Raw genomic sequence first — 16705 nt, 5'->3', positions numbered from 1 at the left:
GATCGGCCTTAAAATTGCAACTTTCCATTGTGTGGAATTAAAACTTTTGTACTTTAAATATAAACTTTGTAGAGCCTGCCTTGCAAGCTCTTTACCCCAACGGATTAAACTTGTCAAGTTTCAAGACTTGCAGAGTCATTCACCGCCACCGATGAAGGTCGCACCGAAATATCTCAGTCCTGGATGCAAAAGCTGGCTGAGGAACGAGCTGAGGGAAAGAAACAGCATGGAATTCAAAAGGTTAACTCAGAAACCGGATTTCTACGTCTAGGATTTTATCTGCTGCTAGCGGGCTGGGAGAACAGTCGATCGACAATCCGCAGCTTGTTCCAGATATTGGAGCAAAAAAAAGCTCCCGCCGTTAAGCAGGAGCCTTTTTCAACTAGACCATCAAATCAGAAATAAATTCGATCGATTAGTCCAAGTTAGGCATAGACAGCACTGGTTCATTTTCGCGATCGATACCCTTCTCAAAGCCAGCGACAGCCGCGCGAGCGCGACCAGCGTGCCACAAGTGGCCGACCAAGAAGAAGAAACCCATCACAAAGTGGAAACAGGACAGCCAAGAACGAGGAGAAGTGAAGTTAAACGAGTTAACTTCAGTCGCCACACCGCCCACAGAGTTCAAAGAACCCAGAGGAGCGTGAGTCATGTATTCAGCCGCGCGGCGAGCTTGCCAAGGCTGAATGTCATTCTTGATTTTGTTCAAGTCCAAACCGTTAGTACCGCGCAAGGGTTCCAACCAAGGGCCTTGGAAATCCCAGAAACGCATCGTTTCACCACCGAAAATGATTTCGCCAGTAGGAGAGCGCATCAGGTATTTACCCAGACCGGTGGGGCCTTGTGCAGAACCGACGTTAGCACCCAAGCGTTGGTCGCGGATCAGGAAGGTCAAAGCTTGCGCTTGAGAAGCTTCCGGGCCCGTCGGGCCGTAGAATTCGCTGGGGTAAGCAGTGTTGTTGAACCAGACAAAGCAGCAAGCGATGAAGCCCATCAGGGACAAAGCGCCCAAGCTGTAAGACAGGTAAGCTTCGCCAGACCAGATTAAGGCGCGGCGAGCCCAGCCGAAAGGCTTGGTCAAAATGTGCCAAACACCGCCAGCGATACAAATCAGGCCAACCCAGATGTGACCGCCGATGATATCTTCCATGTTGTTGACGCTGACAATCCAGCCTTCGCCACCAAAAGGAGAGCGAGTCAAGTAGCCAAAAATCACAGCCGGATTCAGAGTGGGGTTAGTAATGACCCGCACGTCGCCGCCGCCCGGAGCCCAAGTGTCATAGACACCGCCGAAGAACATGGCTTTAGCTACGAGCAGCAGAGCACCGCATCCCAACAGAATCAGGTGGTAGCCGATGATATTGGTCATCTGGTTCTTGTCTTTCCAGTCGTAGCCGAAGAACGAAGAGTATTCTTCGAGAATTTCCGGGCCGCGAACGGCGTGATAAATGCCGCCCAAACCGAGAACAGCAGATGAAATCAAGTGAAGAACGCCAACGACAAAGAACGGGAAGATATCCGTAACTTCACCGCCGGGGCCGACGCCCCAACCCAAAGTAGCGATGTGGGGCATCAAAATTAAGCCCTGTTCGTACATGGGCTTTTCTGGGATAAAGTGAGCGACTTCAAACAAAGTCATTGCTCCGGCCCAGAAAACGATCAAACCAGAGTGAGCGACGTGTGCGCCCAGCAGTTTGCCAGAGAGATTGATTAAACGAGCGTTGCCAGACCACCAAGCGAACCCGGAGGATTCTTGGTCGCGACCGCTTGCGTAGGAATTAGAGAGCGTTACCACGCGGTAGAACCTCCAACGATTTTAGATTTTGGATTTTGGGTTTTTTTGTTTCCCTAGTAGGGCACGGGAGTACCGCACCTGCCCCAGGGAATAGGGATGTGGATTTCATATTAGTTTAAAAAACTTAAATTAATCTGAAATCCAAATCCTGATTTTTTTAAAGTGCGTTACCGCGAGGCAGAACTTCTTCAGGGAAGATGTAGTTTTCGTGAGGTTGGTCCGTAGGAGCCATCCAAGCACGAATGCCTTCGTTAAGCAGAATGTTCTTAGTGTAGAACGTTTCAAACTCAGGATCTTCAGCAGCGCGCAATTCTTGCGATACGAAGTCATAGGCGCGCAGGTTCAATGCCAAACCGACGATGCCAATGGAGCTCATCCACAAGCCTGTGACAGGTACGAACAACATGAAGAAGTGCAACCAGCGCTTGTTGGAGAAGGCAATTCCGAAGATTTGCGACCAAAAGCGGTTAGCTGTAACCATCGAGTAGGTTTCTTCTGACTGAGTTGGGTTGAAGGCGCGGAAGGTGTTTGCGCCTTCGCCGTCTTCAAACAAGGTGTTTTCTACGGTTGCACCGTGGATAGCGCACAACAGCGCGCCGCCCAAGATGCCTGCAACGCCCATCATGTGGAACGGGTTGAGCGTCCAGTTGTGGAAGCCTTGCAGGAATAACAAAAAGCGGAAAATTGCTGCGACGCCGAAACTGGGGGCGAAGAACCAGCCTGATTGACCCAAGGGGTAAAGCAGGAACACCGACACAAACACGGCGATGGGGCCGGTGAATGCTAGGGCGTTGTAGGGACGGATGCCTACCAAACGGGCGATTTCAATCTGACGCAGGCAAAAGCCTATAAGTGCGAAGGCGCCGTGGAGGGCGACGAATGTCCACAGCCCGCCGAGTTGGAACCAGCGGGTGAAGTCCCACTGTGCTTCCGGGCCCCACAGGAACAGCAGGGAGTGTCCGAGGCTGTTGGCTGGGGTGGAGACTGCTACGGTGAGGAAGTTGGCTCCTTCGAGGTAGGAACTTGCCAAACCGTGGGTGTACCAGGATGTGACGAAGGTGGTGCCTGTTAACCAGCCACCGATGGCTAGGTAGGCGCAGGGGAATAGCAGGATGCCAGACCAGCCTACGAAGACGAAGCGATCGCGTTTGAGCCAGTCGTCGAGTACATCAAAGATGCCTCTTTCGGTCTGGGCGCGTCCGACTGCGATTGTCATTGGGGTAAAATCCTTTTGCTTGTTAAAAGACCAAGGTTTCTAATTAAAGTTAACATAACTATATATTAGAAGTTCAGAATTTTTCAACATAATTAGCAGGTGTTGATACACAATCCCGATCGGTCGCTGACGCGATCGCGTCAGCGAAGCGTGACGCTCGGTGGACTAATTGAATTAAGATTTGGCTTTAAGGCTGTTTAATTTTATGACTGCAAAAACAACGACCTCGATCGATTCTGTCCTGCGCTACCCGGTTTTGGGCTCCCGCCGCTTCAGCAATTACTGGTGGGCGACGGTGGTCAGCATTGGAGGGACTGGTTTCCTGCTGTCGGGCATTTCCAGCTACTTGCACGTTAACCTCCTGCCTTTTGCTGACCCGACTCACCTTGTTTTCATCCCCCAAGGCATTGCGATGGGTTTCTACGGTGTCTGTGGCGTGCTGTTGGCGCTCTACCTGTGGCTGACTATTCTCTGGGATGTCGGTGGCGGTTACAGCGAGTTCGATCGACAAACTGGCAACATTCGGATCTTTCGCTGGGGTTTTCCCGGCAAAAACCGCAAGCTTGATTTTACTTGCAAGATATCGGACGTGCAATCTGTGCGGGTAGACATTAAAGAAGGTCTCAGTCCCCGCCGCAGTATTTATCTTAAGCTCAAAGACCGCCGTCAGTTTCCCCTGACTAGAGTCGGACAGCCGATTGCTTTGTCGGAAGTGGAAAATCAAGCAGCCGAATTGGCTCGATTTTTGCAAGTTCCCCTAGAAGGACTTTAGGGATTTTCGATTTGCGATTTTAGATTTTAGATTGGTAATGTCTCGTAGGGTGCGCCGGGCCGCGCACCTTACCTACCTGGTAAGTGAAAAAGATCGATCTGCGAGTAAGCCCGTTACCAATTTTTGAATCTATCAATTAACAATACTTCGGATAGTTTTTGATGGCCAACCGTAGAATAAGGGTTTCAAGGCTCCAATGCCTGTTCGCTACCAAAGCAAAATCGCGGGTTTCAGACTAGGAACTAAAAACAGTTCGGACTATTGAATTAAAATCTTTAGTTGCAAAGTCCGTAATTGACTCAAAGTGAAAATACAAATGCAAATGCAAATCAAAATTCAGCGGTGGTTGTTCTCACTTTTAATAATTGGCGCGTTGTTGGTCGCAGGATGCAGTAGTTCCCCTGTGGCAGACTCGACTGCGACATCGAATCCGGCGTCGGGTGAAAATATTTCTTTGTCTCCGTCTCCTTCTCCTGCTGCTGTAGCGGCGAGTTCACAATTTAGCAACTTGCCGCGATTGGAAGGAAAAGCAACGGTGGTGATGACGGTTAAAGGTGCTCCTATTACGATCGAACTCGACGGCACAAATGCGCCAATTACTGCGGGCAATTTTGTCGATTTGGTTCAGAAAGGAGTCTACGACGGGCTGGTATTTCACCGAGTCGTGCGGGAACCTCAGCCTTTTGTAGTTCAGGGCGGCGACCCTCAGGGTAAAGACCCTAAATTCCCTACAGCGCGACTGGGAACTGGCGGTTTTATTGACCCGAAAACTACTGCCGAACGCAGGATTCCTCTGGAAATTAAAGCTAAAGGTGCTGCCAATCCGACTTACAGCCAAACGCTAGAAGAAGCTGGGGTTAAGGAGAAACCCGTGTTGGTACACAGTCGCGGGGCTGTTGCTATGGCTCGATCGCAGAGTCCTGATTCGGCTTCTTCTCAGTTTTACTTTACTTTGACCGATGTACCGTTTTTGGACGGCAGCTATGCGGTTTTTGGGTACGTGAAACAAGGCATGGATGTGATTGATAAGATTGAAGCGGGCGATCGCATTGAGAAGGCTACTGTTACTCAGGGTTTGGAAAATTTTAAGCCTGTTCAGTAGTCAGTAGTCACTCGTCACTCGTCATATCAATTCCGGTTGCACGATCGAAATGATTGTTGACTGTTGACGGTTGACTCGATTTTATTATTCCGATGCAACCGGGAACGATATCAGTCGTTGGTCGTTGGTTAGTAGTTAATAATTAGTTCCAATCATAAATAACTAATGACTAATGACTAATGACTAATGACTAAAAATTTGGGAATCTGAGGGCAGATGTGGATGTTGTTGTTACGGGAATTGGCCTGGTTTCTGCTTTAGGCACTCTGGATGGTAGCTGGAAAAGATTGTTGTCTGGGGAATCAGGAATTCGACAACATCAACCTTTTATAGAACTTGAACGGCGACCTTTGGCTTTAATTTGCACAAAACCTGTCGATTTAATAACTTTAATTCGGCAGGTTTTAATAGATGCTGTGCAAGATGCTAATTTGACTTTGCCTTTGCCCGATTGCGGAATTGTGATCGGTTCTAGCCGAGGCTTCCAGGCAAATTTGGAACTGTTGGCAAGCGAAGGAAGAGGGAAGAAGGAAGAGGGAAGAAGGAAGAGGGAAGAAGGAAGAGGGAAGAGGGAAGAGGGAAGAGGGAAGAAGGAAGAGGATAGAGAATTCTCAATTACCGATTCGCAATGCCAAATGCCCAATGCCCAATGCCCAAGGCCCAATTCTCAATTTGTGAATTTTTTGCCTCACATGGGGGCGATCGCAGCGGCGAGGGCAATTGGTTCGACTGGGCCGGTACTGGCGCCGATGGCTGCTTGTGCGACGGGTATTTGGTCGATCGCCCGCGCTGTTGATTTAATCCGCACCGGTGAGTGTCAGCGGGCGATCGCAGGTGCTGTCGAAGCCCCTATAACACCGCTGACTCTGGCTGGATTTAGCCGGATGGGTGCTTTGGCAAACAATGGATGCTATCCCTTTGATGAAAATCGGGAAGGCTTTGTTCTCGGTGAAGGCGGGGCTTTATTTGTATTAGAATCTGCCGAGTTGGCAAGGCGTCGTGGTGCTAAAATTTACGGTCAAATTTCCGGTTTTGGCTTGACAAATGATGCTTGCCATGCTAATTCGCCGGTTCTGGGAGGGAAAAGTGCGATCGCGGCGGTAAATCAATGTTTGAAACGCAGCAATTTAGCGGCGATTGATATAGATTTTATTCACGCTCACGGTACTGCAACTGAGTTAAATGACCGACACGAAGCACTGTTAATTGAGAAGTTATTTCACCGAGGAGTTGCTGTTAGTTCGACTAAGGGGGCTACGGGTCATACTTTGGGAGCTTCCGGAGCTTTGGGCGCGGCTTTTTGTTTGATGAGCATTAAATATCAGATGTTGCCGCCTTGCGTTGGAATGAAAAAACCGGGGTTTGAATTAGATTTTGTTCGTTGTGCGCGATCGGCTATTGTCAGAAATGCGGTTTGTTTAAGTTTTGGCTTTGGCGGGCAGAATGCTGCGATCCTTTTATCCGGTGAGCGTTAATTTTTGTAAACTCGGTCGCTCGACATTTAAATTACACGATCTCTCTACAGTTAAAATCTTCTGAGGTGGCCGGAGAACCCCCCGCACATCCAATTTAAATCTCAAAAATAGTACAATACTTATGTATTTTAGTCAATTAACTGAGGATTTTGGTGAGATTGCTGGTGCTGCTATGCTAGTCTGGCTCTGCATCCCGACGCTGATGCTTGTGTCAAAGCCTAGGAGGCTCGAAAAGAGAGGCAGATTAAAGCAGTATTGTATTTTATTAACGCACTGATGGCGATCGGCGAAAATAGAAAAAAGAAACTGTTTAAATTAAGCCTCAGGTATTTTCACATGGATCTAGCCTCTCATCGATTTATGTCTTATTTTGAACCCGAGCAAGCTGCTCACCTTTACCAAATAGCTGTTTTGGAGAGTTTTGCTCAGGAAACGCTGGTTTTTGAAGAAGGAGAAACAGCGGATTTTTTATATCTAGTTTTAGAAGGTAAAGTCGAGTTTAGCAAGCGTCTTGAAAATCATAAATATCAAACTGTTGCTGTGGCTAAGCCAGACGATTATTTTGGCGAACTCGGAGTTTTAGACGGAGAACCTCGCAGTGCTAGAGCTGTGGCAGTTGCAGGCTCGACTTTGGCCAAAATAGCCCGTGAAGAACTAATAGCAACTCTCCAGTTTGCTAAAGGCAGTTCGGTACTGCAAATGTTTAGTTTCATTACTAAAAATTTACGAGAAACCACGGATCACTATGTTAGCCAGTTGGTACACAAACAAAAAATGGTATTGGTAGGAGAAATGGTGAGTACAATTATTCACGATTTCAAAAGTCCTTTTACCGGAATCAAACTCTCCATTGAAATGCTCAAAGAAATGCACGAAGATGAGGAAACTCAGGAGTGGTGCGAACTTATTCAATTGCAGGTTCAGCGAATGTTGGGGATGGCTGAAGAAGTGTTAGAATTTTCGCGCGGTAATTCTGTATTAAATAAAAAACCAGTTAATCTAATTCAAACGTTGCAGCATTTTGAAAAGTTGAACAGAGTTTATTGTGAAGCAGCAAACGTAGATTTGATAGTACGGGTGACAGAAGTCATAGTGGAAGCGGACGAAAATAAGATTTTGCGTGTTTTACAAAATTTAGTTGGGAATGCTGTTGAGGCTTTTGCTGGAAGGGGCGGTCGGGTGGAGATTGCGGTGAAACAAAGTGGGGAGTGGGCCGAAATTAGCATTTATGATAACGGCCCAGGCATTCCACCGACAATTAAGGAAAAGTTATTTGAACCGTTTGTGACTTATGGCAAGCGGACTGGTACTGGCTTGGGAACGGCAATTGTTAAGTCGATAGTTGAGGCTCACAAAGGGAAAATTACTTATGAGTCAGAGGACGGAAAAGGCACAATTTTTTACATCCGCTTGCCGAAAAGCATGGCTTTAGCCGATTAAAATTAAGTAGGGAGGAAGATATATACTTAGGACTTTCTCACTAAGCCTCAGAGACTTGGTTGATGAGTAGATATCTTGTTATTAAACAATATTTTTATGAGAAACCGAGTTTAAGAACCTAATTCCTAATACTGTGTAGCGATTTGCAGAATCAAGTAGAATTGAATTAACGAACCGCTAAAAATCTGATGCCAGTTACTATTCAAACCTTACCCACAGAAGTTATCAATTTAATTGCCGCCGGCGAAGTGATTGACTCGATCGCCGCAGCGGTACGAGAATTAGTTGAAAATTCTCTGGATGCTGGCGCAACTCGCATCGTTGTTTCTGTGTGGCCGGAACAGTGGCGGGTGCAAGTTGCAGATAATGGTACGGGAATGGATCTGGAAAATTTGCGGCAGGCGGCTTCGCCTCACAGTACGAGCAAAATTACCACTGAAGCAGACCTTTACAAAATTGATACTTTGGGATTTCGTGGGGAAGCTTTGCACAGTTTAGCTCAGTTGGGCTGTTTGGAGGTTTTGAGCCGATCGAATGATTTGGGATTGGGGGATTTTTCGGAAAATCGAGAGTCGGCGCAAACCCCCGCTAAATCTTCGTTTAACAAGGGGGGAGTTGAAAATGCTCGATCGGGCTGGCGGGTGGTTTACAATAACGCGGGCGTTGCTGTGGAGGTGGAAACAGCGGCGATCGCTCCGGGTACGGTGGTGACTGTTGATAATTTGTTTGGCAATTGGCCTGTGCGTCGCAGTTTTTTGTCGCCGGCACAGCAAATGCGATCGATCCAATTAACCCTTCAGCAAATTGCTATTTGTCACCCGCACGTTAATTGGCAGTTGCGTCAAGGAAATACGCCTTGTTTGCACGTAACTCCAGGTAGCACAGCGGAACAACTTTTACCTCAATTCGTGCGCGGTGTGCGAGCGAGCGATTTGCAGTATTTAAAGTTAGATTTGCCGGCGAGTCCTCAAAATCAGAAAGCAGCAAATTTATTGATAGAAACTCAACTTGTTGGAGCTACAGTTAAGCCTAATTACCAATTACCAGTTGCCAGTTCCCATTTCCAAATGCCCAATTCCCAGCGTTTGGAGTTAGTAATTGGTTTGCCCGATCGGTGTCACCGCAGGCGGCCGGATTGGGTGAAAGTTGGGGTAAATCGGCGAGTTGTGCGCTCGCCCGAATTAGAGCAAACTATTCTCAGCGCCTTTGCCCGCACTTGTCCGCGCGATCGCTATCCCGTGTGTTTTGTCCACCTGCAAATCTCCCCTTCGGAAATCGACTGGAACCGCCACCCGGCTAAAGTGGAAATTTATCTGCACGATCCGAGTTTTTGGCAAGCACAAGTTAGCGCGGCTATTGCTCGTGCTTTGCACCTGAACGATGAAGTTTTGCCGCCTGTCCCAATTCCCGATCGAGTGGGAAAATTGCTGAAGGCATCGGAACAAAAAAGTGCTTACAGTGTCGGGATTTCGGCTAGGCAGAATGAGGACGGCGGCGAAGAGACAAAAGGTAATAAAATAGGATTGATGGAGTTGAGGGCGATCGCTCAAGTTCACAATACTTACATTGTTGCCGAACATTCCAGCGGAATGTGGTTGGTGGAACAACACATCGCTCACGAGCGCGTTTTATACGAGCAATTGTGCGCGGCTTGGCAGTTAAAATGTCTAGAAAAACCAGTGATTCTCAGTCAATTATCTGCGCTGCAAATTGAGAATTTATCCCGCTTGGGTTTGGAAGTAGAAAGTTTTGGCGAACAGCTATGGGCTGTCCGCGAAGTTCCTGAATTGTTAGCCGATCGAGATGACTGTGCGGATGCACTTTTTGAACTCAGTAAAGTCGCAGATTTACAAGCGGCTCAAGTTGCGACTGCTTGCCGTAGCGCTATGCGAAACGGTACTCCTTTGAGTCTTTCCCAAATGCAAAATTTGTTGGATGAATGGCAGCAAACTCGCAATCCGCGCACTTGTCCTCACGGCCGCCCTATCTATTTTGCTTTGGAAGAATCGACGCTGGCTCGGATTTTTCGCCGCAGTTGGGTAATTGGTAAAAGCCACGGGATTTGAAACTTGATTTGACATCCGAGGGCGTTCACCTCAATCTGGCTCGATTTAAAAAAAATCGTGAAGCTTTATTAAAAATAGTGGCTGATTTAGATGAAAAAAATTAGAATATATTAAAATTTAAATAATTCACTGTTTTTAAGATCTTTTGGGCAACAGACCAGATGGCTGTTTCACCATAAGAAGAGCCTGTTTTACAATAAAAAAGGTTAATCCTACTACAAAAAATGCCTGTTTTCCAGAATAATCTTTGTTGTGGAACAGTCATCTTGCCTGTTCATGATGTGGGTACAAAAAGTACATTAAAAATAAATCAATGATAAATATGGATTTTCCGATCGCCCGACAACTCTTTTATCGCGAAATAAACCAGCCTGATGGCTCGATCGACTTGGCGAAAGCTGCTCTTTATATGGCTTTGGAAGAATACCCAAATTTAGAGCCAGAGGAGTATCTCAACGCGCTCGACACGATCGCAGATGAAGTGCGCTCGCGCCTGCCGGCACAGAATTATCCGCTGCGGATTATCCAAACTATTAACGGCTATTTATACGGGGAATTGCAGTTTGCGGGCAATGATGTTGATTATTACGACCCCCGCAATAGCTTTTTGAATGAAGTGATCGATCGGCGTACTGGCATTCCGATATCTTTATCTTTGGTTTATTTGGAAGTTGCTCAGCGCATTGATTTTCCGATGGTGGGAATTGGGATGCCGGGACATTTTTTAATTAGACCGGATTTTGAAGATGCTGGTATTTTTGTTGATGCGTTTAACGGCGGCGAGATATTATTTCCTGAAGATTGTCAAGCCAGACTTTCTCAAATTTACGGTCAACCTATGGAGTTGCAGCCGACTTTTCTCGCTCCGGTAAGCCGCCGACATTTTTTGGGGCGAATGCTGGGAAATCTGAAGGCGATTTACTTGCAACAGGGAGATGCTGTGAGGGTACTCTCGGCGATAGAACGGATTTTGCTGCTGTTTCCCGATGCGCTGGGGGAACGGCGCGATCGCGGAATTCTCTATTATCAACTGGGACGCTTAGTCGAAGCGCGCCACGATTTGGAACTATACCTGAGAAATGCTCCGAATGCTCCTGATGCTGCTAGAATTCGCCAATTGGTCGATCGGCTCGATCGGGATATGTGAACTTAAATTTGGTATCGATCGCAGACTATAAGACATATTCAAGTGACACTCAATACACTGCTGCCCGACGACCAAATTTCGCTTTTATCATTTTTGCAAAGGTATGTAAAATTATTAAAAAAATAATTATAACATATTAATTGTTAATTAACACCTATCTTTTGATAGGTTGAATTTCCTTGACTTGACTGTAAAATTATAGGTCATTTACGGAAATCCCGAGTCTACTTTCCCGACTGGTACCCGCACAGATACCTGTACTCATACCCGCACAGACGAGCGATCGAAAAAGTATTTTGAAGTAAAGAGGCACAAACTCATGAACTTTCAGTTTCAACAAGGTTATCTCAACCGAATGCAACCGCTCTCAGCCCATTTAACCAAAAGAATGTTAAAGTCTTTATCTTTAGGTTTGGCTCTTTTACTGGGAACAAGTGCAGTATTCCTAAGCAGCGACAAAGCCTTTGCATTAGACAATCTTACCGTAAAATACGGTGCTGTTGACGTAACATTACCGATGAGCGACTTGCAAAGCTTTGCACAAACTGGCAAAGCATCATCTCAACTGCAAAGCGTTCTGAGTCTTGCGAAACAAACTCCCGAGTCGGTACGCGCCATATTAACGCGAGAAGTGCCTTTAGATTCCCAATTAGTAGCGCGGCTGGCAACTACTTATTTTGGGGAAATTGTTTTCAAACAATTGGGCGAGGTTGCTTATGCGCCGACTGCTCGGCTTCAAAGCGTGCCCGCACTGCGCGATGCTTTAGTCGCAGCTTCCAAAGATGGCAAAATATCGCTGATTGAAGTGATGCAAAATTACAGCCCTGCGGCTTTAGAAGTTGACGGCAATCAAGCTATTGCTATCTACGAGCGAGTGATTAAAGACGTGCAAGATTTGCAAGCTTTGTATCAGAATTCCCCGGCTTTGCAAAATACCGCCGGCCAAGCGGTGAATTCTGCCAGACAAATGATTTGTCAGCCCAGTCCATCAGGAAGTGTGAAGTAAATAACTGAAATTCCAGGGAATTGGAAATTGGGAATTGGGAATTGGGAATTGGAAATTGGTGCTTTTTTTCCTATTAGCTCTTAGTTTTCAGCTATTACCAATTACCAATACTTCGGCTACGCGAGCGAACAAGTTCCCAATTACCCCTTCTCCATTACCCTTTACCCATTTTTTGAGATAGTTGCTCCGCTACCCGCTTGAGTCGGCGGAGTTGGTCTTTCATATCTTTCTGCGTCCAAGGGGCTGCAAAGCGATTGAAACCAAATCTAATTAAACGATTGGGAATTTGAAATTCAAAGCGGTTAATCAAGAGAGTTCCTTGGATTTGGGGCTGGCATTCCCAGCGATCGCATCCTTTGAAAAATCCGTCAAACCCCCACACAATTAAACCGGGTTGTCGCTCCAACACAACACTCTCTAAAGTGGGTTGCAAAACGGGAATTTTTATGATAAATAAGCTGCGACTTCCTACAGCCGTATCCCATTCGCCCTCGGGTTCGCAGCGTAGCAGGGGATTAAGCCACTTGTGCATCAAAGTTCGATCGACTATACAGCGCTCCACCAGAGTAGCAGCAGCCTGAATTTCAATGGATTGCTCGAAAACTTGACGAATTGACATGAGAACCTGCAACAACGAGGGTATTACAAAACTTTGCTTACTTTATAGTCCTTTATTTACTTGTACCGTCAATTTTTCCAGAAATTAAAAGATTGACACACTCATAAAGACAGTGTATCATCTTGAATTAAAGTATATATACCGATTATGCAGTTAGTCGAAAGGCACGTCATTAAACCCAATCATAGGTTTTATCGAGAAGCCGATCGACTGTCTTGGCTGTCCAAAAATCTTTACAATAGCGCTAACTACATCTACCGTCAAAACTTTTTCGCCAGCCAACAAACAAACGCTCTGGCTGTTTATCACACGCTCAAAACAAGTCCTGATTACAAAGCACTGCCCGCCAAGGTAGCACAAAGCACGCTCGGCTTAGTCCTCAAAGCATGGACTAGCTATTATCTGGCGGTGCGGAACTATCAGGAAGACCCAACTAAATTTAAAGCCGCCCCGAAAATCCCTCATTATAAAGGTTCAAGAGAGCGAAAAAGAGAGGACGGGCGCTATGTAGTTGTATTTAATTGTCAAGCTGTCAGCAAAAGAGCCTTAAAAAAAGGATATGCTCGTCCCTCAGGGACAAATATTTGGTTGCCCTCAAAAGTTACCTCGATTCTGGAAATCCGGATTGTTCCCAAAGTAGGTTGTTATGTTGTCGAGGTGCTCTATGAAAAGTTAGAACAGCCTTTACAAGTTAATCAGAGAGTAGCTGCCATAGATTTAGGATTAAACAATCTGGCAACATTAACCTACAATGTTCCTGGGTTAGTACCGACAATCTTCGACGGGCGGGCTGTTAAGTCAACCAACCAATACTGCAATCAAGTTTCATCGGCCTTGAAATCATTGCTGCCCGCAGCGCAAAAAACCAGTAAAAAACTCGCCAAATTGTGGCACAAGCGTAACTGTAAAGTGGATTACTACCTCCACACGACGAGATCCGCAATTATTAAAGAACTCGTCAATCATCAAATTGGCTTGTTGGTTATAGGCTGGAACCAGGATTTCAAAGATGGGATTAAGACTGGCAAGGTTAATAATCAAAATTTTGCCTGTATTCCCCATCGCCGATTCGTGCAAATGTTGCAGTATAAAGGACAAATTGCGGGAATTAAAGTTGTGTTAGTAGAGGAGAATTACACATCCAAATGTTCAGCCTTGGATTGGGAACCAATTCAACAACATTCCGACTACATTGGCAGTAGGGTAAAAAGAGGATTGTTCAGAACCAAAACTGGACGCTTCATAAATGCCGATGTAAACGGTTCTTTGAATATTGGCCGAAAAGCAGTCGGAGATGGGTTTATCCCTAATTCGATAGAGGGTTTTGTAGTTAACCCAGTACGATTAAAAGCGTACAAACATTAAATTTAGGCGATGTCTAGATTTTGTGGAACTATTATTAAATTTTCCTCTTCTCCCTGTCAAATCTGACGTTAACCTGAGAAAAAAATGAATGAAACTTGGCAAGAGATAACTCAACCGGTATCGGGGCCAATAGCGGCTTTGTCCGATCGCATTTTGGCACAGGCCCAGCCCGGGAATGCCCTGACAGATGCAGAACGCGGAATTAACAATTTCCTTCAGGGCTCAAACATTGAAAATCTCCTCTGGGCCGTCGGTATCCTGCTAATTGGCTTGATAGTATCAGCCCTCGTCTCATCTGTAGTCGGGGGATTGCTCAAGAAGACTACGCTCGACAATCGGCTGGCGGCTTGGATTACCGGCCGACCGGAAGGAGCTGGAGCCCCGCAAGTGGAAAAATGGATTTCCACAGCGGTATTCTGGATCATTTTTATCTTTTTCCTAATTGCCTTTTTCAACCGCCTGAATCTAACGGCTGTCTCGCAACCCCTCAATACTTTTCTTAATCAAATTACCGGTTTCTTGCCGAAGTTAGCCGGCGCGCTAATTTGGTTGGGCATTGCTTGGGTGTTGGCAACTGTAGCCAAAATGGCCGTCTCGCGGGCGATGCGGACTTTTAGCGTGGACGAGCGCTTGAATCAGGAGGTGGGCACTGCGTCCACTGAGCGCCCTTTGCTGCTGAGCGATACTGTGGCGAATGCGCTGTACTGGTTCATTTTTCTGCTGTTTTTGCCGCTGATTCTCGACTCACTGGAAATGCAGCAGGCTCTGCTGCCAGTTAATAATTTACTCAACCAAATTCTGGCGGCAATTCCGAAAATTCTGGAAGCTGTGCTGATTGGGTTTGTGGGCTGGCTGCTGGCTATGGTGGTGCGGCGGATTGTCACGAATCTGTTGGCTGCTGCTGGGGCGGACAGTTTGGGCGCTCGGTTTGGAATTTCGCGGACTTCGGGCGGACAATCGCTGTCGTGGATTGTCGGGACGATCGTCTATGTTTTGATTTTGATTCCAACGGCGATCGCAGCTCTGAACGCTTTGGACATTCAGGCGATTTCGCAGCCGGCAATCGCGATGCTCAACGACATTTTGGGCGCGCTTCCCAACATTTTTACAGCAGCCCTAATTCTGGCGGTTGCTTACATTTTGGGCCGCTGGATCAGCGATTTGGTGACTAATATCCTGACGGGAATTGGCTTCAACAATGTCTTTTCTTGGTTGGGAGTGCAGCCACCGAAACAGTCGCTGAGGCTACCGCCAAGTTCGATCGATCCCGACGCAACGATTCTTCAGGAACCGGAACTTCCGGCTCGCACGCCTTCGGAATTTGTCGGCATTGTGGTACAGGTGGGCATCATCCTGTTTGCTGTGGTGGCGGCTACCGACGTGCTCGGGATTCCAGCGCTGACGGCGATTGTTAGCGGTATTGTGCTGGTTGCAGGTCGGGTGCTGGCCGGTTTGGTGGTATTTGCGATCGGCTTGTATTTGGCGAATCTGGCGTTTAGTTTGATTGCCAGTTCTGGAACTCGCCAAGCGCGGCTTTTGGGCCAAACGGCTCGGATCGCGATTATTGCCTTTGTTTCGGCCTTGGCGCTGCAACAGATGGGCATTGGCAGCGATATTGTGAATTTGGCTTTCGGGCTGCTGCTCGGGGCGATCGCAGTTGGTATTGCTCTAGCTTTTGGTTTGGGCGGGCGCGAGATTGCGGCCGACCAAATTCGCGAATGGTTAGCGTCGTTTAAACAAGATAAGACGCCGCGTTTGTAATTCTATAAAAAGGCGTTTGTCAAGTACAAACGCCTTTTTTTTATAATTATCGATCTTCAAAATTGATGGTGGGTCGATCCCGACGGGCTTCATCCATAGACAGCAACTGGGTTTGGATCATTTTAGGCTTATACTCGCATCACAGTGGCACAAGAGCCCTAAGCCAAAACCTCAACACGCCCGCCATGCCCAAAATCTCGGAATGCAATGGCTGCACTTTGTACCCAAACAACCCTTCCATCATTGCACCGGCAAACTAACTGAGTATTTCGCGTTTCTCCATGTCAAGGTTGTGTTGAGCGATTGGTACGAGATGAAACCCAAAGTGCGAGGGTGATTTTGAGTTGGATGCGATCGGCGATCGAGATGGAAGATGGGGTGAGTCAAAATCCAGATGTCAACCGATTAGATAGATGCGTCGGAAGGGGCGTAGCCATCGCTCCCAAGTACAGCTATTGACTCTTACACAGTTTAGAGAAGCGCTTTAGGCTCTTACTACTTGTTGAACTAACGACACATAGCCTCTTGGGCGATCGCGTTTTTAAGAGTGGGATTATGCGAGATCCCTCATACAGCAAGCGATGGCTATAGGAAACCAGCGATAGCCGACAAATCACGTCCTTACAGTGCTACACATCATCCGCACCGCATTTTGGGTACGGTTGGCAACACCGACCATACTTCCCCCGACGCTCGCGCCGTTCAGGGTTCACTCGGCAAGGTCATCATGGCGTTGGCACAGCATTTCGGTTTCTAGGAATAGCTTTGTACGGTTTTCTTCAATGCGAATTACTATGATTGTTTCGCACTAATTCTGGCAAATACGACTAACAAAGTGGGGTTTTCCTGACGGTCCCTCCCAGTTATAGCAACCGCCAAGGCGGTTAAGCCGCTGTGCGAAGCACGGCTTCCATTGCATCCCTGAGACAGTCGAATTTAAT

The 16705-nt window shown here is 46.9% G+C and carries 14 protein-coding genes; 11 read left to right on the top strand and 3 right to left on the bottom strand.

The window, feature by feature from the left end:
* Positions 1–183 precede the first annotated feature (183 nt).
* The gene (locus tag QUA71_RS21080; RefSeq protein WP_333287963.1) at positions 184–405 is read left to right on the top strand and encodes a hypothetical protein; all 222 of its coding nucleotides are present in this window, start codon (positions 184–186) and stop codon (positions 403–405) included.
* A 10-nt stretch (positions 406–415) separates the two neighbouring features.
* On the opposite strand, the gene psbC is transcribed toward QUA71_RS21080, so the two are convergent.
* Together psbC and psbD are read right to left on the bottom strand one after the other, a co-directional pair.
* On the bottom strand, positions 416–1795 hold the full coding sequence (gene psbC / locus QUA71_RS21075; RefSeq protein WP_190663611.1) for a photosystem II reaction center protein CP43: 1380 nt from the start codon (positions 1793–1795) through the stop codon (positions 416–418).
* A 157-nt stretch (positions 1796–1952) separates the two neighbouring features.
* Positions 1953–3011, bottom strand: coding sequence for a photosystem II D2 protein (photosystem q(a) protein) (psbD, locus tag QUA71_RS21070; protein WP_006633757.1), 1059 nt, complete (start codon positions 3009–3011; stop codon positions 1953–1955).
* 205 nt (positions 3012–3216) lie between these two features.
* On the opposite strand from psbD, the gene QUA71_RS21065 reads away from it, so the two are divergent.
* From QUA71_RS21065 to QUA71_RS21035, 7 genes are all read left to right on the top strand, one after another.
* Positions 3217–3783, top strand: a complete 567-nt coding sequence (locus tag QUA71_RS21065; protein ID WP_190661038.1) for a photosystem I assembly protein Ycf4 — start codon at positions 3217–3219, stop codon at positions 3781–3783.
* A 316-nt stretch (positions 3784–4099) separates the two neighbouring features.
* Entirely contained in the window at positions 4100–4885 is a 786-nt protein-coding gene (locus tag QUA71_RS21060) for a peptidylprolyl isomerase (protein WP_333287960.1), read from the top strand.
* Positions 4886–5103: 218 nt separating this feature from the next.
* A complete protein-coding gene (locus QUA71_RS21055) occupies positions 5104–6360 on the top strand; it encodes a beta-ketoacyl synthase N-terminal-like domain-containing protein (RefSeq protein ID WP_333287958.1) in 1257 nt (418 codons plus the stop codon).
* A 336-nt stretch (positions 6361–6696) separates the two neighbouring features.
* Positions 6697–7800, top strand: coding sequence for an ATP-binding protein (locus QUA71_RS21050; protein WP_333287956.1), 1104 nt, complete (start codon positions 6697–6699; stop codon positions 7798–7800).
* A gap of 188 nt (positions 7801–7988) precedes the next feature.
* Complete coding sequence (gene mutL, locus QUA71_RS21045; protein WP_333287954.1) at positions 7989–9866, top strand: DNA mismatch repair endonuclease MutL; 1878 nt, start codon at positions 7989–7991, stop codon at positions 9864–9866.
* Positions 9867–10188: 322 nt separating this feature from the next.
* Positions 10189–11013 carry a SirB1 family protein gene (locus QUA71_RS21040; protein WP_333288005.1) on the top strand — a complete coding sequence of 275 codons (825 nt, stop codon included), beginning with the start codon at positions 10189–10191 and terminating at the stop codon, positions 11011–11013.
* Between the two features lie 319 nt (positions 11014–11332).
* Positions 11333–12019 (top strand): alpha/beta hydrolase, encoded by a 687-nt coding sequence (locus QUA71_RS21035; protein WP_333287952.1) that lies wholly within the window; start codon positions 11333–11335, stop codon positions 12017–12019.
* A gap of 154 nt (positions 12020–12173) precedes the next feature.
* On the opposite strand, the gene QUA71_RS21030 is transcribed toward QUA71_RS21035, so the two are convergent.
* Positions 12174–12638, bottom strand: coding sequence for an SRPBCC family protein (locus tag QUA71_RS21030; RefSeq protein ID WP_190661051.1), 465 nt, complete (start codon positions 12636–12638; stop codon positions 12174–12176).
* 147 nt (positions 12639–12785) lie between these two features.
* On the opposite strand from QUA71_RS21030, the gene QUA71_RS21025 reads away from it, so the two are divergent.
* From QUA71_RS21025 to QUA71_RS21015, 3 genes are all read left to right on the top strand, one after another.
* Complete coding sequence (locus QUA71_RS21025; RefSeq protein ID WP_333287950.1) at positions 12786–14003, top strand: transposase; 1218 nt, start codon at positions 12786–12788, stop codon at positions 14001–14003.
* Between the two features lie 84 nt (positions 14004–14087).
* Positions 14088–15764, top strand: coding sequence for a mechanosensitive ion channel (locus QUA71_RS21020; protein WP_333287948.1), 1677 nt, complete (start codon positions 14088–14090; stop codon positions 15762–15764).
* A 303-nt stretch (positions 15765–16067) separates the two neighbouring features.
* Entirely contained in the window at positions 16068–16223 is a 156-nt protein-coding gene (locus QUA71_RS21015; protein ID WP_333287946.1) for a hypothetical protein, read from the top strand.
* Positions 16224–16705: the final 482 nt, after the last annotated feature.

Source organism: Microcoleus sp. MON1_C5 (genome assembly GCF_036701875.1).
In the GTDB taxonomy this organism is placed as follows: domain Bacteria; phylum Cyanobacteriota; class Cyanobacteriia; order Cyanobacteriales; family Microcoleaceae; genus Microcoleus.
This window is presented reverse-complemented; position numbering and strand designations above follow the sequence as displayed.